19 protein-coding genes are annotated in these 20,888 nt (G+C 60.7%); 13 read left to right on the top strand and 6 right to left on the bottom strand.

Translation table 11 applies throughout. From position 1 onward, the window contains the following. The 12 genes from AC2FLM_RS00255 to AC2FLM_RS00200 all read left to right on the top strand — a co-directional run bounded on the left by AC2FLM_RS00255 (nt 1) and on the right by AC2FLM_RS00200 (nt 13,903). On the top strand, nt 1-1,566 hold the full coding sequence (locus AC2FLM_RS00255; protein WP_496854632.1) for an acyl-CoA carboxylase subunit beta: 1,566 nt from the start codon (nt 1-3) through the stop codon (nt 1,564-1,566). Between the two features lie 13 nt (nt 1,567-1,579). Then, a complete protein-coding gene (locus AC2FLM_RS00250; RefSeq protein WP_234221462.1) occupies nt 1,580-1,801 on the top strand; it encodes an acyl-CoA carboxylase biotin carboxyl carrier protein subunit in 222 nt (73 codons plus the stop codon). Nucleotides 1,802-1,834: 33 nt separating this feature from the next. Further along, a complete protein-coding gene (locus tag AC2FLM_RS00245) occupies nt 1,835-3,013 on the top strand; it encodes an acetyl-CoA C-acetyltransferase (RefSeq protein WP_496854630.1) in 1,179 nt (392 codons plus the stop codon). Between the two features lie 31 nt (nt 3,014-3,044). After that, nucleotides 3,045-3,503: a DUF3237 domain-containing protein gene (locus tag AC2FLM_RS00240; protein ID WP_496854628.1), complete on the top strand. Its 459-nt coding sequence runs from the start codon at nt 3,045-3,047 to the stop codon at nt 3,501-3,503. 27 nt (nt 3,504-3,530) lie between these two features. After that, on the top strand, nt 3,531-5,132 hold the full coding sequence (locus AC2FLM_RS00235; protein WP_496854626.1) for an AMP-binding protein: 1,602 nt from the start codon (nt 3,531-3,533) through the stop codon (nt 5,130-5,132). A gap of 217 nt (nt 5,133-5,349) precedes the next feature. Continuing rightward, on the top strand, nt 5,350-6,447 hold the full coding sequence (locus tag AC2FLM_RS00230) for a TRAP transporter substrate-binding protein (protein WP_234221457.1): 1,098 nt from the start codon (nt 5,350-5,352) through the stop codon (nt 6,445-6,447). 90 nt (nt 6,448-6,537) lie between these two features. Next, the gene (locus AC2FLM_RS00225; protein ID WP_496854624.1) at nt 6,538-7,050 is read left to right on the top strand and encodes a TRAP transporter small permease subunit; all 513 of its coding nucleotides are present in this window, start codon (nt 6,538-6,540) and stop codon (nt 7,048-7,050) included. Then, nucleotides 7,047-8,648 carry a TRAP transporter large permease gene (locus AC2FLM_RS00220; RefSeq protein WP_496854622.1) on the top strand — a complete coding sequence of 534 codons (1,602 nt, stop codon included), beginning with the start codon at nt 7,047-7,049 and terminating at the stop codon, nt 8,646-8,648. The genes AC2FLM_RS00225 and AC2FLM_RS00220 overlap by 4 nt, the downstream gene beginning before the upstream one ends. A 98-nt stretch (nt 8,649-8,746) precedes the next feature. Continuing rightward, nucleotides 8,747-9,988: a cytochrome P450 gene (locus AC2FLM_RS00215; RefSeq protein ID WP_234221454.1), complete on the top strand. Its 1,242-nt coding sequence runs from the start codon at nt 8,747-8,749 to the stop codon at nt 9,986-9,988. A gap of 6 nt (nt 9,989-9,994) precedes the next feature. Next, nucleotides 9,995-11,665: an AMP-binding protein gene (locus AC2FLM_RS00210; RefSeq protein ID WP_496854619.1), complete on the top strand. Its 1,671-nt coding sequence runs from the start codon at nt 9,995-9,997 to the stop codon at nt 11,663-11,665. Continuing rightward, nucleotides 11,662-12,651, top strand: a complete 990-nt coding sequence (locus tag AC2FLM_RS00205) for a zinc-dependent alcohol dehydrogenase family protein (RefSeq protein WP_496854617.1) — start codon at nt 11,662-11,664, stop codon at nt 12,649-12,651. Before AC2FLM_RS00210 ends, AC2FLM_RS00205 begins: the two co-directional genes overlap by 4 nt. Continuing rightward, nucleotides 12,644-13,903 carry a thiolase family protein gene (locus AC2FLM_RS00200; protein ID WP_234221450.1) on the top strand — a complete coding sequence of 420 codons (1,260 nt, stop codon included), beginning with the start codon at nt 12,644-12,646 and terminating at the stop codon, nt 13,901-13,903. Before AC2FLM_RS00205 ends, AC2FLM_RS00200 begins: the two co-directional genes overlap by 8 nt. 6 nt (nt 13,904-13,909) lie before the next feature. Here AC2FLM_RS00200 and AC2FLM_RS00195 read toward each other — a convergent pair whose 3' ends face one another. Then, nucleotides 13,910-14,713 carry an enoyl-CoA hydratase/isomerase family protein gene (locus AC2FLM_RS00195; protein ID WP_496854615.1) on the bottom strand — a complete coding sequence of 268 codons (804 nt, stop codon included), beginning with the start codon at nt 14,711-14,713 and terminating at the stop codon, nt 13,910-13,912. 156 nt (nt 14,714-14,869) lie between these two features. Here AC2FLM_RS00195 and AC2FLM_RS00190 point away from each other — a divergent pair, with 156 nt between their 5' ends. Then, nucleotides 14,870-15,490 carry a TetR/AcrR family transcriptional regulator gene (locus AC2FLM_RS00190; protein WP_496854613.1) on the top strand — a complete coding sequence of 207 codons (621 nt, stop codon included), beginning with the start codon at nt 14,870-14,872 and terminating at the stop codon, nt 15,488-15,490. 14 nt (nt 15,491-15,504) lie between these two features. Here the strand turns inward: AC2FLM_RS00190 and AC2FLM_RS00185 are convergent, their stop codons facing one another. The 5 genes from AC2FLM_RS00185 to AC2FLM_RS00165 form a co-directional block, all read right to left on the bottom strand. Further along, nucleotides 15,505-17,064 carry a class I adenylate-forming enzyme family protein gene (locus AC2FLM_RS00185; RefSeq protein ID WP_496854611.1) on the bottom strand — a complete coding sequence of 520 codons (1,560 nt, stop codon included), beginning with the start codon at nt 17,062-17,064 and terminating at the stop codon, nt 15,505-15,507. Between the two features lie 235 nt (nt 17,065-17,299). Next, a complete protein-coding gene (locus tag AC2FLM_RS00180; RefSeq protein ID WP_496854609.1) occupies nt 17,300-18,007 on the bottom strand; it encodes an IS6 family transposase in 708 nt (235 codons plus the stop codon). A 144-nt stretch (nt 18,008-18,151) separates the two neighbouring features. Further along, entirely contained in the window at nt 18,152-19,645 is a 1,494-nt protein-coding gene (terL, locus tag AC2FLM_RS00175) for a phage terminase large subunit (protein ID WP_496854607.1), read from the bottom strand. Beyond that, nucleotides 19,626-20,075: a DUF5681 domain-containing protein gene (locus AC2FLM_RS00170; protein WP_496854605.1), complete on the bottom strand. Its 450-nt coding sequence runs from the start codon at nt 20,073-20,075 to the stop codon at nt 19,626-19,628. Before AC2FLM_RS00170 ends, terL begins: the two co-directional genes overlap by 20 nt. A 257-nt stretch (nt 20,076-20,332) precedes the next feature. Then, nucleotides 20,333-20,866 carry a hypothetical protein gene (locus AC2FLM_RS00165; RefSeq protein WP_263388489.1) on the bottom strand — a complete coding sequence of 178 codons (534 nt, stop codon included), beginning with the start codon at nt 20,864-20,866 and terminating at the stop codon, nt 20,333-20,335. Nucleotides 20,867-20,888 lie beyond the last annotated feature (22 nt).

Raw genomic sequence — 20,888 nt, 5'->3', positions numbered from 1 at the left:
ATGAGCGAAACCTCTGCCGACAAGCTGGCCGCACTGCAGGCTGCCCGCGAGGCCGTCAGCGATGCGGGACGTCCTGAGGCCGTTGCCAAGCGCCGCGCCGTAGGCATGGCGACCGCGCGCGAGCGTATCGACAAGCTGTTCGATGCTGGCACATTCCAGGAGATCGGCGCCCTCGTGGAACCGGATCGGGGCCACGAGATGAGCCGTAACCTCGTTGCCCCTGCGGATGGCGCGGTCACGGGGACAGGCCACATCGGCGGGCGGCCCGTCAACGCCCTGGCGCAGGACTTCACTGTTCTAGGCGGGTCCATCGGCACGGTGGCGGATGCCAAATGCGGGCGGCTGGTCAAGTTCAGTCGCGAGCGCGGCCAGCCGATTGTTATGCTGTTGGAAGGCGGCGGGCACAGGATCCAGGACGGGATGAACGCCGCGCATTTCGCCGCCGCCTCCCCGGTCTTTCGCGAACTGGCATCGCTCTCGGGGTGGGTGCCGATGGTCACTGCGATCATGGGCCAGGGCTTTGCCGGACCAACCGCCTATGCCTCGCTCTGCGATTTCGTTGTGATGCTGCGCGGTAAATCGACCATGGGTATCGCGGGCCCCGCGCTCGTCAAGGCAGGCACGACGACCGAGATCACGAAAGAGGACCTGGGCGGTGCGGATCGCCAGGCCGATACACAAGGCATCGCCGATCTGGCGGTCGAGACCGAGGAAGAGTGCCTCGACGCCATTGCGCGCTTCCTATCTTACTTGCCTCAAAACGCGGGCGAAGCCCCGCCCGTGGTCCCGTGCGACGATCCGGTTGACCGGCGTGACGATGCTTTGCTGGATCTTGTCCCGGCAGACAGCCGCAAGGTCTACAACATGAAAAAGGTGATCCAGACGATCGCCGACGAGGACAGCGTTTTCGAGCTGAAGCCAGGCTATGCGCGCAACATGATCACCGCCTTTGCCCGGCTGGGCGGGCGCCCCGTCGGCATCTTCGCAAACCAGCCGATGCGCAAGGGCGGCATTCTGGATACCCCGGCCTGCGAAAAGGCCGCGCATTTCATCGCGATGTGCGATGCGTTCGGCCTGCCGCTGGTGTCGCTGATCGACATCCCGGGTATCTCGATCGGCCCGGCCGCCGAGGATACCGGGCTCGGCCGACGCAGCGGGAGGCTGTTTTTCGAGATGGGCATCGCGACGGTGCCTTTGGCCTCGGTCGTGCTGCGAAAGGGCTATGGCGGAGGTTACTACGCGATGGGAGGCGGTCGCGCCTTCGATGCAACCATCGCGCTGGGATGGCCCACGGCAGAAATCTGCGCCATGTCTATCGAAGGGGCGGTCGATGTGGCCTATCGCAAAGAGTACGAGGCCGCACCAGACCCGCAGGCACGCCGCGCCGAACTGATCGAGACGATCCGCGACCAAACGAGCGCGCTGGACGCGGCGAGCGGATTCGGCCTCGATGACATCATCGATCCGCGCGACACGCGCCGCATCCTGATCGAGACATTTGCGATGAGCCCCGCCAGACGCGCCGATCCCGCACCGCCGCGCCGCAGACCGATTTCACCAATCTGAGACCCGAGGGAAGATGAGCCTGATCAAAGTTGAATCCGAACTGGCCGGCACCGTCTGGTCCATTCCCGTCTCTCCCGGCGAGAAGGTCGAAGAGGACGATCCGCTGGTGATGGTCGAATCCATGAAGATGGAAATTCCGATTTCCGCCCCGCGCGCTGGCGTGGTGACGGAAATCAATGTCGCCGAGGGCGATCTGATCAGTGCCGGTCAGGTCGTCGTTGTTCTTGAAAGCTGAGATGCCAGACGCGCAGGAAAAGTGAGACAGCCCATGCCCGAAGCCTACATCGTCGCCGCAACCCGCACCGCCGGAGGCCGCAAGGGCGGTCAGCTCTCGGGCTGGCACCCGGTGGATCTGGCCGCACAGGTGCTGAATGATCTCATCCGCCGCACGAAAGCCGATCCCGGGCGTATCGACGATGTGATCCTGGGATGCGTGTCTCAGATCGGCGAGCAATCGACAAACGTGGCCCGCGGGGCGGTGCTGGCCTCGTCGCTGCCCGAAACGGTGCCTGCCACTTCGGTCGACCGGCAATGCGGATCGTCGCAACAGGCGCTGCAATTTGCGGCGCAGGCGGTGATGTCGGGCACGATGGACTGCGTGATCGCTGCAGGGGTGGAAAGCATGTCGCGCGTGCCGATTGGTACCCCGATGGACTTGCCGCAAAAGGCGGGGCTGGGTTTCTACAAAAGTCCCTTGATGGAAGACCGGTATCCCGGCGTGTTCTTCAGCCAATTCACCGGGGCCGAGATGGTGGCCGAAAACTGGGATCTGTCGCGCGAAGAGATGGATCGATTTTCACTGGAGAGCCATCGGAAAGCCGCAGCCGCCACCAAGGCCGGAAAGTTCAGGGACGAGATTACCCCGGTCGAACAGCGTCTCTACGACGGGTCGGTGCCCGGCACGGCCGCAGAGGCGGATGAAGGCATCCGCTATGACGCGAGCTACGAAGCGATCTCTCAGGTCCGGCTCCTGCAGGAGGGCGGACGGCTGACCGCCGCTTCGGCCAGCCAGATCTGCGACGGGGCCGCCGGCCTAATGGTGGTCAGTGAAAAAGGTCTCAGGGATCTGGGTGTGGAGCCTCTGGCGCGCATTCACCACATCTCGGTCTACGGTGGAGATCCCGTGGTCATGCTCGACACGCCGATCGCTGCCACCCAGCGGGCGCTGGACCGGGCCGGGATGAAAATCGGCGACATCGATCTCTACGAGGTGAACGAGGCCTTTGCCTCGATCCCGATGGCCTGGATGAAAGGTGTCGATGCCGATCCTGAGCGACTGAACGTGAATGGCGGCGCCATTGCACTGGGCCACCCTCTGGGCGGGTCCGGCGCCAAACTGATGGTTACGCTAATCCATGCCCTGAAAGACCGCGGCAAACGCTATGGCCTGCAAACCATGTGCGAAGGCGGCGGGCAGGCCAATGTGACAATCGTCGAAAGGCTCTGACACCGGTCGCGCAATTTGGGAGTAGAGCGCGTTGGACCAATTGAAATCGGAATTCCTGTTCGAGATGTCGGCCGAGATCGAGCCGCCGCAACCCGTGGGCACCACCCCGGCCGGTAAACGCTATATCGCTTATGTGCGCGGCGGCACGTTCGAGGGGCCACGACTGAAGGGCCGCGTTCTGCCAGGCGGGGGCGACTGGGTGCTGGTTCGGCCCGACCGTGTGTTCCAACTGGACGTGCGCATCACGCTCGAGACCGAGGATGGCGCGCTGATCTACACGACCTATCGCGGGGCGCGTCACGGGTCCGGCGATGTGATGCGCCGGATCGCGGGGGGCGAGCCTGTGCGCGCAGACGAATATTACTTCCGCACTACCCCTTACTTCGAAACCGGTTCCGACACCTATGCCTGGCTGAACGGCATCGTTGCCGTGGGGATCGGCGAAGACCGTCCCGGCGGCGTCAGGTATCAGGTGCATCAGGTCTTGTAAGCCCATTTCAGGAAAGGACGTCACACCATGGTTTTTGACCCGCGCATTCCTGCCAAAGAAGAGTGTGTTCTGGCCTATCAGATGGAGCATTGGGCAGCCCGCAAACCCGATGACTTGTTTGTCAGTTTCGAAGGCGGACCGCGGTGGAGCTGGGCCGAGACGCTTGACCAGACCCGCCGCGCCGCCGCGGCCTTTCAGGCCATGGGCGTGAAGAAAGGCGATCATGTCCTGTCCTGGCAGCCCAATTCCTGGGAGGCGCTGGTGACATGGTTCGGGCTGAACTACCTAGGAGCCGTCTATGTGCCCGTGAACGTGGCCTATAAAGGCGCGCTCTTGGAACATGTGGTCAAACTATCGGATGCCACCCTAATGGTCTGCCATGCCGACCTGCTGGACCGCCTGGCCGAGATCGATTGCGGCATTCTATCCGACGTGATCGTCACCGGCGGTGAAGGCACGCTTGACGGGTTCGCCTGTCATCCTGCAAGCGCCCTTCAAGCCGATACCGGCCTGCCCGGCATCCCATATGAGATCGCCCCATGGGACACCCAATATATCATCTTCACCTCCGGGACGACCGGACCGTCCAAGGCGGTACTGTCTTCCTACGTTCAGGGCCACGCCATGGGCCCCGTCGCACATGGCTATATCGAGGAGACCGACCATACACTGATCAACCTCCCGCTCTTCCATGTTGGCGGCACGGTGTACTTCAACATCGCGCTGGGCACGGGCAGTTCCTGCCACCTGGACAAGCATTTCAAAACCGATGTCTTCTGGGACACGGTGCGGCGCGAGAAGATCACCAACACGCTGCTTCTGGGCGCGATCATTACCTTCCTCAACGGTTTGCCCGAACGCGATGACGACACCGATCACACATTGAAAAGAGCCATCTGCGTGCCCTGGAACGACGATGCGCGCAGGCTTGGCAAGCGGCACGGGATTACGCTGCGCACAACCTTCAACATGACTGAAATCTCCTCGCCCATGGTTTCGGAGCCCTACCCGCCCAAAAACGGCACCTGCGGCGTGCTGCGCCCTGGTGTCGAGGCACGTGTGGTCGATGAATACGATTGTGAGCTCCCCCCTGGCGTCGCGGGTGAGTTGATCGTGCGCACCGATACCGTTTGGGGGCTGAACCACGGATACTACAAAAATCCCGAGGCCACCGCGAAAGCCTGGCGCAATGGCTGGTTTCACACCGGCGACGCCTTCAAGTACGACAAAGCGGGATATTTCTATTTTGTCGACCGGATCAAGGATGCCATCCGACGCAGGGGTGAAAACATCTCCTCCTTCGAGGTCGAAGCCGAGGTTAACGCTCATCCCGATGTCGCCGAAAGCGCCGCCGTTCCTGTGCCCAGCGCTTTCAACGAGGACGAGGTTCTGGTCGTGGTCGTACCCGCAAAAGGCCGCACGATCGACCCCGAGGCGCTTTTTGAGCATCTACGGGATCGCATGGCTCACTTCATGCTGCCCCACTACATCCGTATCATCGACGACCTGCCGAAGACCCCCACCCAGAAAGTGCAAAAGCACATTTTGCGCGACGCCGGGGTAACCCCTGATACATGGGACCGAGAGGCAGCCGGTATCGTCGTGAAGCGAAAGACAATCGGCGGCTGACCCCAGTATCTGACACAAAACCGCAAAGGAAAACGCTTTTTGTAAGGAGAATTTCTGCCCCAAACCAAGCAATCGTTTGGTTGACTAATTGTCGCACATCACGGACACTCATCCGCAAGGCAAGCCCGACGCCGCACAGAAGCCTCAGCCTTGCCAACAGAATTGTGCGGCACCCCGAAGACGAACTTCCACTTATGCTGCACTAGGGAGGAACAGCATGACACTCAATCGACGTACGTTTCTCAGGACAGGCGCCGTCGCGGCCCCTGCCGCATTGGCTGCCCCGGCATATGCGCAGGGCAAACGAAAGCTGCAAATGGTGATGTCCTGGCCGCACAATTTCCCCGGCCTCGCCTCGATCGCCTACAATTTCGCGGAGTTTGTCGACAAGATGACCGACGGCGATCTGACCGTCGATGTCGCCGCTGCGGGCGAACTGGTCGCAGCCTTCGAGGTTTACGACGCGGTTGGTTCGGGTGCCGCCGACTGTATGCATTCCACACCAGCCTACATTACGGGCCAGTGGCAACCTGCCGTGTTCTTTTCGCAGATCCCGTTCGGCCTGACGCAGGTCGAGCACATGGCATGGATGAACCATGGCGGCGGCCAGGAGCTGCAGCACGAAGCGTTCCGCGAGATATTCGGCTTGGTCCCGTTCACCTGCGGTCAGACCGGCATCCAGATGGCGGGCTGGTTCAACAAGGAGATCAACAACATCGAAGACCTGCGTGGCATAACAATGCGGATGCCGGGTCTGGGTGGCGAAGTGATGCGCCGAGTCGGTGCCAACGCGGTGCTGATCCCGGCGCAGGAAATCTTCCCAGCATTGCAATCAGGTGCGCTGGACGGAACCGAACTTCAGGGACCGTGGCTCGACACGGTTTCGGGCTTCTATCAGCACGCCAAGTATTATTATGCACCGGGTTTCCAGGAACCGAACTCGGCCGGTGAAATCGCGATCAACGCCAACGTGTTCGATGAACTGAGCCCAAGCCATCAGGCCATCGTTCAGCACGCCATTCAGTCGGCGAACTCCATCAACGTGGGCGAGTGGGCGTATAACAATGCGCAGTTTTACCAGACTTTGAAGAACGAGCATGGCGTCGAGGTGCGCGAGTATCCACAGGACGTGATCGACGAACTGGCAAAGATGTCGGCCGAAGCCGTCGCCGAACTTGGCGAGGTGGACGACCGGGCACGTGCGATCTACGCCAGCTACTCGGATTACCTCAAGAAAGCCGTGGAGTACAGTGTCGCTGCCGAGGTGCCCTATTACCGCGCCCGCGTTCGGCAGGTGGAAGTCACCAAAGGCTAGTCCAACTTCAAATGGCGCATCCGTGGAAACACGGGTGCGCCAGCGTCTTGAAACTCCGGAGGCCTCTCCGCCGGGGCAAGGGAGCGTCGAATGCTCGGGATCGCAGATATCATCGACCGCATAACCGTTCTGACGGGCAAGATTCTGGCCTGCCTGATCCTACCACTCATGCTGCTCGTCTTCGTCAATGCCATGGCACGCTACGTGTTCGGCACCGGACATGTGTGGCTGTTCGAGGCGGTCGGCTATTGCTTTGCCATCGTCGCAGTCGGCCTCGCGGGCTGGGCGTTGAAGGAAGATGAACATGTGCGCGTCGACATATTCTATTCGATCATGAGCCGCCGCAAAAAGGCGGTGATCGACATTCTTGGCACGCTTCTCCTCCTTGTGCCTTTCTTGTGGCTGATGTGGGATCGCTCGCTGCCCTATGTGCAGCGATCATGGAAGATGCGCGAAGGTTCGGTCGAGATGTCCGGCATTCCCTTCGTTTATCTGCTCAAGACATGCATGCTCGCGTTCTGCGTACTTCTTGGGTTTGCCACCTTCGCCTTTCTGCTGCGCAGGCTCAACGTCCTGATCACCGGCCAGGAGGGCGATACGTGATCGACTGGCTGATGACCCATCCGGACGTCTGGATGTTCGTTGTGACGATCGCGCTGATGCTTCTGGGCTTCCCGGTGGCCTTCACACTGGCAGGCGTAGCGCTTGCTTTTGCATTCATGGCCGGCGAGTTGGGTTTGTTCCGGATCGCGACGCTGAATTTTCTGCCTCAGCGGGTCTGGGCGGTCCTCAACAACACCGTGATCGTGGCTGCACCGCTCTTTATCTTCATGGGCCTTCTTCTGGAACGTAGCAAGGTCGCCGAACAGATGCTGACCGCGATGGCGCGGCTTTTTGGTCAGAGACCCGGCGGGCTGCTGATCGCCACGACCGTGGTTGGTGCGCTGATGGCTGCGTCCACCGGTATCGTCGGCGCAACTGTTGTGACAATGGGCGTACTCGCGCTGCCGGTGATGCTGCGCAATGGGTATGACGCGTCAGGCGCCTCGGGTGCGATCTGTGCCGCGGGCACCCTGGGCCAGATCATTCCCCCATCAATCGTTCTGGTCTTTCTCGGGGATTTTCTGACATTCGCCAACCAGCAGGCGAACCTGAGCAGCGGAAACCCTTCGGGGCGCAGCGTCGGCGTCGCCGATCTTTTTGCAGGTTGCCTCATTCCGGGATTTATTCTGGTTGGGCTTTATCTTCTCTGGCAACTCCTGCTCGCCTGGCGCAATCCGGCTGCGGCCCCTGCCCTGCCCCTCGAAGAAATCCGGCTGGGCGACGACGGCGGCGTAATAGAGGCAGAGACCACCGCCCAGCTGATCGTTCGGGCGCTCGCGGCCCCGCTTCTGCTCATTGTGGCGGTCCTGGGATCCATCCTTGCCGGGGTTGCAACCCCGACCGAAGCCGCGGGTGTCGGAGCTGTCGGTGCGCTGTTTCTGGCTGCGTGGCGCGAGAACGAAACCTCACGCCCTTTCGTGAAGGCTTCGCTCGCCAGCGCAATCATTGTCCTTTTTCTTCTGTCGATGTTCGACATGCGCATGGGCCGCCAACTGGCCTCGACCCGCGAATTGATCGCGATGTGGATCGCCGTCGTGCTGATGGGCGTCATCACGGTCGGCATTCTGGTCAGCCTGTGGGTAACCTTCCGCAGCGGATCGCTGATGGATGTCACCTTCCGCACGGCACGCATTACCGGGATGATCTTCACCGTTCTGATCGGTGCCACCTTGTTCACGCTTGTCTTTAGGGGGCTGGGCGGCGAGCACACCATTCACGAGTTCATGTCGGGGATCCCGGCCGGTCTGACAGGCGCGATGATTTTCACGATGGCGCTTATGTTCATCCTCGGCTTCTTTCTCGACTTTCTTGAGATCATCTTCATTCTCGTGCCGGTGCTCTGCCCGGTCCTCATCATCATGGGGGCCGACCCCGTCTGGTTGGGCGTGATGATTGCGCTCAACCTGCAAACATCCTTCCTGACGCCGCCCTTCGGCTTCGCGCTGTTCTATCTTCGCGGGGTCGCGCCCCCTTCGGTCACGACAATGCAGATCTGGCGCGGTGCGACGCCCTATATCGGGCTGCAGATCGTTACCCTGGTAATCCTCGCCATGTTTCCGGCCACAGCGACCTGGCTGCCGTCCTTGTTACTTCAATAAAGGAGCTCGCTCTGCTTGAATTGGGAGGCAATCGCGAATAGAAAGCCAAGGTAGGCAAACGAACGTTTGGTATTTTTAAGCACTCAAGGAGGCGTCAAATGACCGCCCCGCAGACCGCAGAGCCGCTTGTGTATGACCCGTCTGATCCTTCGGTGATGGCCAATCCCTTTCCAATCTACGCCAGGCTTAGAGAAGACGACCCCGTTCATTGGAGCCCTTCGCTAAAATCCTGGATCATCACACGCTATACCGACGTGCGCGATCTTCTGTTGTCCGATCATTTGTCGGTCAATCGCCTGGCGACGTTCTACCAATCATTGCCCCCCGCCGATGCAGTTCTTCTGAAAGACATTGTTCATTACTTAAATCTGTGGCTCGCATTTCGTGATCCGCCCGATCACACCCGCGTGCGCAGGATCCTGCGCCATGCTTTCACGGCCAGCGCGATCGAGCACATGCGACCCAACATCACCGAGATTACCGATCTCTTGCTGGACCGGCTTGAAAGTGGCGGACGCAACGAGGTCGACCTGATCCGCGAATACGCCCTGCAACTACCGGCCTTTGTCATCATGGATCTGCTCGACGTGCCACGCGATATGCTCAACGATTTCAAGGAATGGTCTGACGATATGGCCGTGTTCATCGGCGGGGCGCGCAACTCAGGCGACAAATACGAACGCGCCGAGCGCGGATGCCGGAAGATGTCTTCCTATTTCGCCCAGCTGATCAAGGAACGCACAGAAAACCCGAAGCCCGGTTTTCTAATGGACCTGATCAATGCGCGGGACGAAGGCGACAAGCTCAGCGAGGACGAGCTTATCGCCACCTGCATCCTTGTTCTCTTTGCCGGGCACGAGACGACAACCAACCTGATAGGAAACGCAACGCTGTTGCTCCTGCGCCATCCTGACCAGTTGGCAAAACTCAAATCCGATCCAGCACTGATCGACAGTGCCATCGAAGAAGTGTTACGCTTTGATGGGCCCACGAATGCCCTCGTGCGTGTCGCGGCTGAGGATCACGACCTGCACGGGCGGCGGATTCGCGAAGGCCAGCGGGTCTTTGTCATGGTGAATTCCGCCAACCGCGACCCGCGCATCTTCAAGGATCCGGACCGGTTTGACATCACCCGCCAGCAGAACCGCCATCTGACCTTCGGACAGGGCATTCACCTCTGTCTGGGCGCGAAACTGGCGCGGGAGGAAGGCCGCATCGCCGTGGAACGGCTGTTTGCGCGGTTTCCGAACCTCGCGCTCGATCCGTCGGCTCCGCCGGAATGGCTGGACGCGATGGTCCCACGTGGCACACGCCACCTCCCCGTTCTTCTGAACGGCTGAGGCACTATGGCGCGCGATCTTCCCCCGCAGATAGACGGCACGGCCGCCCGCGAGACAGCAGAGGCGCTCGCCGCGCGCTCCGACACAGCCTACGAGGCCTTTGCCGAAGCCGCACGCCTGCATCCCGACTTGCCCTTTCTCTGCGTGCCACCGCGCGAAGGGCGTTCCTATCATCCGGATGGGGTTGAGATCTCGTACGGTGACGCACTTGTCGAAGTCCAAGCCCGGATAGACCGCTTCCGGGCCGCGGGCTATGGCGCGGGCCATCGCGTCGCCCTGATGCTCGACAACCAGCCTGTCCATATCTTCAGCCAGCTTGCGCTTTATGCGCTCCAGGCGACGCAGGTGCCGGTGAACCCCGACTACCTGGATCATGAACTCGCCTATCTGCTCGAGCATTCCGAGGCCGACCTTGCCCTCGGCCTGGCGCATAACATCGACCAGCTTCAGCGTGTCGCGGGCACGCTGGGCGTCGCGGCAGTTTTGGAAAATGATCCGCTGCCTCAAGCGCGCAGATCGGCCCTGGCGCGCGGCAGAGGGCGGCAGGCCGAAGCCGCCCTAGTCTATACATCCGGCACCACGGGGCGGCCAAAGGGCTGTGTGATCGACCATGAGTATCACTTCGCCGTCGGTCTTGCCTATGCCCGGCTGGGAGGCCGACTGGCACTGCAATTGCGCGCAGACAGGATCTTCGTTCCGTTGCCCGTCTTCCACGTGAATGCCGGCATCAATACGCTCACCGCGCTGATCCTGACTGGAAACTGCCTGATCCTGCCTGACAGGTTCCACCCGGCAAGCTGGTGGCAGGACATCGTGCATACCTGCGCGACGGCGATGCATTATCTGGGCATCATCCCGCCCATCCTTCTGAAACGAGACCCCGAACCGGCCGAGCACCAGCACACTCTGCGCTTCGGCCTAGGCGCCGGGCTGGAGCCGCGTATTCACCAGGACTTCGAGGATCGCTTTGGCGTGCCGATGGTCGAGGTTTGGGGCATGACCGAAACAGGCCGCTTTCTGGGGGATTGCCACGAACCGCGCCGCATCCACACGCGCGCCTTCGGGAAGGCAACCGATGATCTGGATGCGCGCGTGGTCGACGAGTCTGGCAACCCCGTGTCCCCCGGCACGGAAGGTGAGCTTGTCGTGCGCGCCCACGGCCCCGACGCGCGCCACGGCTTTTTCCGGGAATACCTGAAAAACCCCGAGGCCACGTCCGAAGCCTGGCGCTCTGGCTGGTTTCACACCGGGGATGTGGTGGTGCAGGAACCTGACGGGATGCTGCATTTCGTTGAACGGCGAAAAAACATCATCCGGCGCTCGGGCGAAAACATCTCGGCCGCCGAGGTCGAAAACGCCCTGATCGGCCATCCCGCCGTCGAAGCCGTCGCCGTCATCGGAGTTATGGACGAGGTGCGCGACGAAGAGGTGATGGCCTGCATCCTTCCCAAGGTCGGCACGCCGCGCGATGCCGAGACCGCCCGCGCCATCTTTGACAGCGCCCGCAATCTCGTTGCCTATTACAAGCTGCCGGGCTGGATCGCCTTTGTCGATGATCTGCCACGAACCGGCACGCAGAAAGTGCGCAAGGGCCTGATCTTTCCCGATGTGGACGACCCGCGCGACGCCCCCGGCATGGTGGACCTGCGCGATTTGAAGAAACGGAGCAGAGCATGAAACGCGTGATTTTCCGGCAGCATGGCGATCCGACCGAGGTGATCGAGATCATAGAAGAAGACGATCCCACTCCCGGCCCCGGCGAAGTGCGCGTGCGCAACCGTGTGATGACGATCAACCCCGCCGATCTGCTCTCCATCGAAGGGCGTTACGGCTCAGAGCCCATCACCCTGCCCGCCACACCGGGCGTCGGGGCCTATGGTGTTGTGGATGCGGTCGGTGAAGGTGTGACGCGGCTCGCCGTTGGGGACGCTGTGCTGCCGGTGGGCGGCGGGTTCTGGGCCGACACGCTGATCCTGCGCGAACGTATGGCGCCCAAGGCGCCGACCGGCGCGGATCCCGAACAGGCGGCCTTGATGCGCGCCAATCCGGGCACCGCCCATCTGATGCTGACCGATATCATCGACCTGCAGCAGGGCGACTGGGTCGTGCAGAACGCAGCCAATTCCAACGTGGGCCGTATGGTCATCCGTTTTGCCCGTGAACGTGGCCTGCACACGGTCAACATCGTCCGCCGTGCCGATGTGGTCGACGCGCTGAACGATGATGGTGCGGACGCGGTCATCGTAGACCAGGGCCAGGACATCGCCGCCGCCATCGCCGAGGCGGCAGGTGCTGCCCCGAAACTCGCACTCGACGCCGTGGGCGGTGGCGCCACCCGCACGCTTGGCGCAGCACTTGCCGATCGTGGAACGGTTGTCGCCTACGGCCTGCTTTCGGGCCGGCCCAACGAGATGGACGCGCGCGATGTCGTGTTCCGCAACGTCCGGTTGCGGGGCTTTTGGCTTTTCGACTGGTACCGCACCGCGACCTTTGAGGAGATGCGCGACCTGCACGGTTTTCTGGAAGCCAAAATGGCCGAGGGCATTCTGCAAACCGATATCGAGGCGCGCTATCCGCTGGATCAGATCAAGGAGGCCGTCGCCCACGCCGCGCGCGGCGGCCGCAACGGAAAGATCCTCCTGAAAGGAGACCACAATGCGTGATGTGTATGTTCTCGCCACCTCCTGCACCGCCTTCGGAAAACGCCCCGGCGACAGCTTCAAGGACCTGACACGTGAAGCCTATCGCGACGTGATCTTCGATGCAGGCTGGGAAAACGGTGATGCCATCGAACAGGCTTGGTTCGGCAATTGTGGCATGGGTACCTTCGGCCAGCGCAACATCCGCGGCCAGGTCTGTTTCACTCCGCTGGTGCGCGAGGGGCTCTTTCCCGAACGCGTGCCGATGATCAATGTCGAAGGCGGCTGCGCCACCGCGTCGATGGCCTTCCACGGTGCGTGGAAAGACGTCGCTTCAGGTGATATGGACGTCTCTCTGGCCATCGGCGTTGAAAAGACCTTTGTCCAAGGCGACGCGGCTCGCACGCTCGAGATTTTCGAAGGCGGCATCGATCAGTTCGACCCACAAGAATGGCACGATTACTACGCCAGGCGTGGCGAAGAAGCCGGCAAGCCCTTCGATCCGAACGCTGCCGGCGGGACTGTCTTCATGGATACATACGCAATGCAGGCCGCGTGGCACATGAAGACCTATGGCACCACGCAGGAACAGATCGCCATTGCCGCATCGAAAAACCACTGGCACGGGTCAATGAACCCCAAAGCGCAGTACCGCTTCGAAGTTCCGGTGGAAGAGGCGCTGGCCGACCGCGAGGTGTCCTGGCCCATTACCCGGTCGATGGCCGCGCCCATCGGCGACGGCGCCGCCGCCTCAATCCTCGTGTCAGGAGACGTCCTGGCCCGGCAACCTAAGGAAATCCGCGACCGTGCGGTCAAGGTGCGCGCCTCGGTTCTGACCGGGGGTAAGTACCGCGATCCGTCGGAACCGGGGCTCAGCCGGATAGCAGCGCAAAAGGCCTACGCCAAATCCGGGCTGACCCCGGCGGATGTCGATTTGGTCGAATTGCACGACGCCACGTCCTTCTGCGAAATCTTCCAGCTCGAAATGCTGGGTTTTGCCGACGAGGGCCAGGGCGGTCCTCTGGTTGCCGAAGGCGCCACCAAGCTAGGTGGCCGCCTGCCGGTCAACCTGTCGGGCGGCTTGGTCTCGAAAGGGCACCCCGTTGGCGCCACGGGCCTGTCGATGATCCATGAACTGGCCTTGCAATTGCGCGGCGAAGCTGGCGCGCGCCAGACCGGCAAGGCACGCATCGCGCTTGCCGAAAACGGCGGCGGCGTCATCGGCTTTGACGAAGCCGCCTGCTCCGTGATCCTGCTGGAAGCACCGGCCTCTTAGGGAGGCTTAGGGTTCGTCGGTGATCTGCCGCGAGCCTTCCGCGCCTTCCGCGAGCAGCCGATTTGCCTCCGGCTGGACCATCAGGTCGCAGAACAGCGTGCGTTCATCCGCGAAATCCTCGGGCCTTGCAGACTTCGCCTGCCGTACCAGCCGCTTGATATGACCGGCCGCCCGCGCAGGCTTGCACGCCATGCGCTGCGCCAACACCAGCGCCTCTGCCCGCGCATCATCCACGCAGGCCGAGGCGAGACCGGCCGCAACCATCTCGTCCGGGCTCAGCGTATCGCCGGTCAGCGTCATGTGTAGCGCGCGCGACTGTCCGAGGATCTGCGGTAGGCGCTGCGTCCCACCGGCACCGGGCAGGATGCCCAGATTGATTTCCGGCAAGCCATATTCATGAGCGCCCGCCTGTACGATGCGCAGATCACAAGCCAGCGCCAGCTCGAACCCGCCACCCATCGCCGTACCTGTCATCGCCGCAATGAAGATTATGTCACTGCCCTCCATCAGGCGCATGGCGATGTGAATGGGCGCTTCAGGCACAGGCCGATCGGTGGTGAACACCATCTTTCGCGCGGTCATCTTTTCGGCCTGCGGGGCCAGAACCTTCAGATCGTAATGGCGGATGAACACCCCAGGCTCTGCGCCCGAAAGAACACAGACGCGGATCGACGGAACCTGCGTGATCTGCTCCACGGCCGCCAGCAGGTCCGTTTCCATCGCACGATCCATGAACCCCAGATCGGCGTTACGGAACACGATTTCCGCGACTGCGCCATTGACCGTCAAGGTCGCCTGACCATTGGACATTTCACGCCTCCACGCACACACCCACACCAAACCTAATTTTTTCAGCCTCGAAATTCAAACAAACAATCGGTAGAATAAGATCAGCACCGCCCATATAGGCGCCACAGTAAGGTTGCCCGTCTCGACCGCGGGCCAGCAAAGGGGGAGGCCGGCTCTTTGGTATCGCAACAGCCACGCGCGCGCGCAGGAGACAAAAAACCGAAATCGCGTACCGGGCAGCGACCACGTCGCAAGAACAAACGCGAAGACGTCCTCAGAAAGGCATCCGAGTTGATCGCCCGGCATGGGTTTGACGGCACCTCTATGCGCGATATCGCCTCTGCTGTCGATATGCTTCCGGGCTCTCTCTATTACCATTTCCCATCGAAGGAAGACATGTTGCTGGCCATCCACGAACGGGTGGTGACCGACATGATCGCCGACACCGAGGCAGCCATCGCCAAAGGCAATACGCCCTGGGAGCGATTGGAACGTGCCGCTGTCGCCCATCTGAAGGGCCTTCTGGGCAGCGGCAATCTGGTCACGATCATCTCGCCTAATTTCGCCGAGGATCGCGAGGAGCTGAACCAAAAGCTCAAGGCCCATCGCCGCACTTATGAACAGATTTTCAAGGCTCTCTTTGACGAACTTGATCTGCCAGATGATGTCGACCGTGGGCTGTTGAGGCTCCAGTTTCTGGGGGCTCTCAACTGGGTTCCGGTCTGGTACAATGGCAAGAAAGACGCCACCGCCAAGCAGATTGCCCGGTCATTCGTTCAGGCGATCCGCAAGGACTGAAAGAGCCTACCAGCTCAAATCGCAGCATCTTTCCAATAGGGCGCGCGAAGGTCCTTCTTGATCACCTTGCCCAGCGCGTTGCGAGGGAATGCCTCGCGGAGCTCGACACCGACCAGCCGTTGCGTCTTGGCGAGTCGCCCATTGGCCCAGTCCCGGATTGCCTCCGGCTCTGGATTGCGGCCTGTCACCGGGATCACCAGCGCCAGACAGCATTCGCCCCATTTGGGGTGCGGTACCCCAATGACCGCCACATCCATCACGTCGGGGTGCTGACCGACGATCGCTTCCACATCCGTTGGGAACACGTTGAAACCGCCCGAGATGATCATGTCCTTCTTGCGGTCGACGATCTTGAGGAAGCCGTCCTCGTCCATCACGCCAATATCGCCGGACCGGATGAATGTGCGCCCCCGCTCATCCCGCCAGATCAGTTCGGCTGTTTGCAAATCCCGTTTGTTGTATTCCGACATTATGCCAGCGCCATACCCCGCGATCTCACCGGGTTCGCCGGGCGGCAATTCGTTGCCCTCGTCATCCAGGATGCGCACTTCGAACCCTAGAACCGGGGTGCCAACGGTGTCGAACTTCTCCGCATGCTGATGCGGTTTCAGCATGGATGCGAAGCCTTCGGAGAAGCCGTACATCTCGAACAGGCCCGGGGAAATCCTTTCGAGGACGTCTCGTTTGGTGTCTCGGCGCAAGGGCGATCCGGCTGTAAGGACCGTGCGCAGGGAGCTCAGGTCCGCACCGTCCAGCTCTGGCCGCTCCAGCACCATCAAGCATTGCGCGGGGACCATGAAGGTATGAGTGATCTTTTCCCGCTCAACCGTCTTCAGAAACGCAACGGCATCAAAGGTCGGCATCACATGCAGCGTTCCCCCGGCAAACAGGATCGGTAGCATCATCAGCCATGTGCCGTTGGAATAGAGCGGCGTCGTCGTCAGTGCGCGGCTGTCGGACGTAAAGCCCATCTCGACCGCATTGGAAAATGCCCAATGCAGGCGCGCGCGGTGGGTCTGAACGATCCCCTTAGGCAGCCCGGTCGTGCCGGACGAATAGATGATGTTGAACACGTCTGTCAGAGCATGGCGGATATCCGGAATGGTGCTCGGAGATGCCGCATAGATATCCGCGACCTTACCCCAACCCTCTGCCGCAAACCCATGGGCGATCCAGGTCCGGATGCCAGGTAGTTTGCTCGCCAGTGGCGTGACCCGCTCCTCAAACTCGGCCGAGACAAAAGCGGCGACCGCATCGCAATCGCTCAGCAGGCTTTCCAGCTGATCGGCTGTCAGAAGGCCCGACAACGGCACGGCGCAGCCCCCCGCCCGCACCACACCGAACAGGCATTCCAGCATCTCTATGGAATTACCCATCATGACCGCAACGCGGTCGCCCTTCTGCATGCCGTTTTCAATCAGATGATTGGCCACGCGGTTGATATTGCCGACGAAATCCCCCCAGCTGCGTCGTTCACCGTCGCAAATCACAGCGTCTTTGCCGGGGTAGTGGCGGGCATGGGTGGCGAACAGATCGGGTATGTAGACCTGCGGATCATCCAGTCGATCGGTCATGAACTCTGTGCTCCCCACCTTGTCGTTGCATCGCGCTTTCGTGCGCGCCCTTGATCTAGGATGTCGACGAACAGGCGCGCATTGGAAGCCGCCGGTGAACCCTCTGTCGCGCATGGAACTTAGCGCATCTTGGCAGCCTTGCCAAACAGTTGATTGTTAGATTAATGGAGATCATCCGGAGGGGGGCTGTCAGACGGATGAGAACCGGTCTTCATGACGGCAGGATAGCTGCCCTTCATGCCGCGCAGAGACAACGCCACTCCGAGAGAGCGGCGGCGCGGTGGTGCTTAAAGTTGGCTCGACTGGTGAGACTCCGATCGGCATTGAAATGGTTGAAGACCGAGGCGTGAACGGCGGCAAACAGCTGCAAACTTCGCATCCGCCGGAACCGCAACATCGCCCGTTCCCGTCGTCGAAACGGCAGGTGCGAATTCTCCGCCCGATTGTTCATCCAGCGACCTGTTTCCTGGAGATGGATGGCACCGATGTCTCTTGGCGCCGCTCCGTAGGAGCGGAGCAGGTCGGTCACGAAAACATGCGGCCGGCCGTGGCGCTTCATCGTTTTCTTAAGGAATTTCAATGCCGCCTTCTTGCCGCGCGTCTTCGTCACGTAGCTTTCCAGAACCTCGCCTTCGTAGTCCACGGCGCGCCACAGGTAGTGTCTTTCCCTGTTGATCTTCACGAACATCTCATCGCGGTGCCAACGCCACTGTGGCCAGGATCGCATCCGCTCAACCCGTTTCTTACGGATTTCGGCGGCAAACATCGGACCAAATCGCTGCCACCAGAACCGTACCGACTCGTGGCTCACATCAATGCCGCGCTCGTGCAGCAGATCCTCCACATTGCGCAGTGACAGCTGAAATCTGACGTACAGCATCACGGCCAGTTGTATGATCTCGCGGCTCGTGCGAAAGTAGCGGAACGGGTTCGGGTTTGTCATGGCAGAGGCTACCTGCCCACCCTGCCCCGCTCAAGGGCCATCCCTCTGACAAAGCCTATAGAACCGCTGCGCTGTCAATATAGGCACGGCTGGCCTTCTGAACCGGATTCCTTCAGTCGCCCCTCCATGCTTGATTGATCAATTTCACGCGAACCGCATCCTGTCTTCCCGCCGAGGGCGCTCCCGATGAATTTGTCCCATGCGGCGCCCGGAATGCGGATCTGTGTCCAGGTAAGCGTTCTGAGACCGGCGCATATACTCCGCAAACTGGGTGAGTGCATCGACCTGGTCGTCATAACTGGCATCCGGGAATGCCAGAAGTTCACGCTGGAACGTGTCAAACCAAGGCTTGTCGGTTGGGATCGCAAGCTTCCCGGACTTGATCCAATCGGTATGAGGGATGAACCGGTCCAGCTTACTGTTAACCACGTTTATCGGTTGAAAGACTCCGTTTGTCTCGCGCCGGAACTCCTGAAGCAGCGCGTTGCCCATAGCGGACGCCTCGATCAAAACCTTGTCCGCGACCCAACGCTCGCGCCATCGGCGGATTGTTGACTTGAGTTCGGTGTAGTCGAGCCGTCCGCGAATGACGTCGAGAAGATACCAGCGCATTTCCTGGTCATGCCAACCAAAGGTCATTCCGACCGAATAGTCACACCGAGGACCGTCTTTGGCCGCCGTATCCCAACTCTGTACGCGCCGCGTGAACAAAATTTCGTTCGGGAGGGTATCGAGCAGATGCAAATCCGACATCGACAGGAATGCGCTCTCACCGTCGGACGGGTTCTGTTGGTATTGTGCCTGGAACGCGAAGGTCCCGATATCGGCTTTGATCCTGGCGAGAACCTCCTGAGGTTCCCGTTCCGGGTTCAGGTCATCCCCGGGCCGCCGCCTGAACACGCGATTGTTGTAAAGCCGGAGTTCTTCCGGGAGTTCGGCGATCGACGGCAAACACAGGTGATCAAAGGTCTCCTTCTCGAGGAGATACGCCGAAAAATCGTCGGGATGCAGGCGCTGCTGGATCGACACGATACGATCTTTTCTCTTGTCGTTCAGACGAGAAAACAAGGTCTGATCGAAATAGTCACGCAACTCCTGACGATAGCTGTCATGCCGCATCTCGGACGGTTTGCCGAGATCGTCGATAATAATCAGGTTGGCACCGAAGCCTGTAACGCCGCCACCGACAGAGACGGATTTTCGGCCGCCACCTGCCGAGGTTTTCATATGCTCGTGACGGTTGTGCCTGGGATCCAAGCTCATCTGAGGGAACAGCCGCCTGTAAAATGAACTCGTGACCAGGCGCCTGAACTGTTCCGCATGTTCTCGTGCAAGATCCTTGCCATAACTGACAACCACCACTTTCTGCGTCGCATCGCGCCCCAGGACAAAGGCCGGCAACAAAACCGATCCACAAACCGATTTTAGTTGGCGCGGTGCAATCGAGATCATCAAGCGCGAACACTCGCCCGTTGCTACGCGTTGCAACGCAAAGCACATGGCCTCCAGATAAGGTGCCCGGGAAAGCGTCTCCCCCGGGCAGAGCACATCAAATGCGCCAATCAAGAATGCATAGAGGTTTTCGCGCATTGCGGCTCTGGCGACCTCTGTAACGCTTTCAGGTTTCAGCGCGATCATCGCCCAGTCCTTTCTGAACAGTCGCAAAGAGCTGGTCGGGTGCGCCGCCGAACATCTCGGCCAGAGCCTCGAGCACGGCAACCTCGGTTTCCGATTTCATTTTGGCGGCATCCGCATCCTCCGACATCGCAGCTGCACTGGCTTCCTGTACCATGGGCAAAAGCTTGAGCACCCGATCGACAGACCGCAATTCTCCCTTTGCTGCGCCGTTCACGAGCTGACGCAAAATCGCTTCGAGCATCGGGACTTCACGACGTTTTCCATGTTCGGTGATCGCAATCTTCCGAAAGAATACGTTCTTCAACATTGTTCCCACGTTCTTGCCCTCTTTGGGCCGGCCTTTCGGATTTCCGGATTGCCCCTTCTTGAACTGACTTGCCTTCGGAGGCTTGCCATAGCCGACCTCGTATTCCTTTGGCGACTTAGACATTTTCAGCCTCCGTCTTTTCATTGACGAGCAACGCGGTTGTGGGGATCAGCGGCGGCGAGATGTGCCCGGGCTGACGGGCACGGCGTTCCGCCAGGCGTTCAACCCTTTGCAGCGCCTGCAGATCCGTTCTCCGAAACCCTCGCTCCAGAACATGGTTTCGCATCGGAGGCATCGGCGTTCTTGCAGGACGTCGCCCAATGCCCTTGCGGTCGCGATGTCGTCTGGCGGTGCACCTTCGGCGGTGGCCTTGTTCGTCATCACGTGCGTCCCGCTGTTTGGCAGGCGCTCAAGGGCGGCACCGGGTCCGGTTTAGGAGGCATGCCTTCGTTTTCGGCGGTCTTGATCGACTCCTCGTCCCGCGCCATTTGGACCGCCGTCTTCGAAGGCCGTGCATCATAGTTGGGATCAGGCCTCCTGCGCCCGGCGTAGAGATGGCGCAGATGTGCCTCAGAGACACCGTCGGCCTTCATCACGAGGCGTATCATCGGGTCAGCCAGCATTTCCTCAAGGAAGAAGTCGGACAAGGCTTTGCCCGTCAGCTTGTCCCTGGCGCGTGCATGGTCGAGGTCGGCAAGGGAAACGGTCAGAGTTCGTGCAAGTCCAGGATGGGATGTCCGGGGATGAAGCTTCACCAGGACGGAAGCTTTCCAGGCTTCGGGATCCTGTTGATCCGGGGGAGAAACCAGCTCCGTTTCGATCTCGTACTCGCCTGCCGGGAGCATCTCGGCAAAGCCTGGAATGGTGAACGGTCGGGAAAAGACCGCAACGGTCTTGCTTGTCAGGTCTTCCATTGGCGTGATCCTATCCCTTGTT

The organism is Ruegeria sp. SAZD011, assembly GCF_059612545.1.
This window is presented reverse-complemented; position numbering and strand designations above follow the sequence as displayed.

Bases quoted from the DNA above. Each gene is read 5' to 3' on its own strand.
- AC2FLM_RS00255 (WP_496854632.1), top strand. From the start codon at position 1: ATGAGCGAAACCTCTGCCGACAAGCTGGCCGCACTGCAGGCTGCCCGC.
- AC2FLM_RS00250 (WP_234221462.1), top strand. From the start codon at position 1,580: ATGAGCCTGATCAAAGTTGAATCCGAACTGGCCGGCACCGTCTGGTCC.
- AC2FLM_RS00245 (WP_496854630.1), top strand. From the start codon at position 1,835: ATGCCCGAAGCCTACATCGTCGCCGCAACCCGCACCGCCGGAGGCCGC.
- AC2FLM_RS00235 (WP_496854626.1), top strand. From the start codon at position 3,531: ATGGTTTTTGACCCGCGCATTCCTGCCAAAGAAGAGTGTGTTCTGGCC.
- AC2FLM_RS00230 (WP_234221457.1), top strand. From the start codon at position 5,350: ATGACACTCAATCGACGTACGTTTCTCAGGACAGGCGCCGTCGCGGCC.
- AC2FLM_RS00225 (WP_496854624.1), top strand. From the start codon at position 6,538: ATGCTCGGGATCGCAGATATCATCGACCGCATAACCGTTCTGACGGGC.
- AC2FLM_RS00215 (WP_234221454.1), top strand. From the start codon at position 8,747: ATGACCGCCCCGCAGACCGCAGAGCCGCTTGTGTATGACCCGTCTGAT.
- AC2FLM_RS00210 (WP_496854619.1), top strand. From the start codon at position 9,995: ATGGCGCGCGATCTTCCCCCGCAGATAGACGGCACGGCCGCCCGCGAG.
- AC2FLM_RS00205 (WP_496854617.1), top strand. From the start codon at position 11,662: ATGAAACGCGTGATTTTCCGGCAGCATGGCGATCCGACCGAGGTGATC.
- AC2FLM_RS00200 (WP_234221450.1), top strand. From the start codon at position 12,644: ATGCGTGATGTGTATGTTCTCGCCACCTCCTGCACCGCCTTCGGAAAA.
- AC2FLM_RS00195 (WP_496854615.1), bottom strand. From the start codon at position 14,713: ATGTCCAATGGTCAGGCGACCTTGACGGTCAATGGCGCAGTCGCGGAA.
- AC2FLM_RS00185 (WP_496854611.1), bottom strand. From the start codon at position 17,064: ATGACCGATCGACTGGATGATCCGCAGGTCTACATACCCGATCTGTTC.
- AC2FLM_RS00180 (WP_496854609.1), bottom strand. From the start codon at position 18,007: ATGACAAACCCGAACCCGTTCCGCTACTTTCGCACGAGCCGCGAGATC.
- terL (WP_496854607.1), bottom strand. From the start codon at position 19,645: ATGATCGCGCTGAAACCTGAAAGCGTTACAGAGGTCGCCAGAGCCGCA.
- AC2FLM_RS00170 (WP_496854605.1), bottom strand. From the start codon at position 20,075: ATGTCTAAGTCGCCAAAGGAATACGAGGTCGGCTATGGCAAGCCTCCG.
- AC2FLM_RS00165 (WP_263388489.1), bottom strand. From the start codon at position 20,866: ATGGAAGACCTGACAAGCAAGACCGTTGCGGTCTTTTCCCGACCGTTC.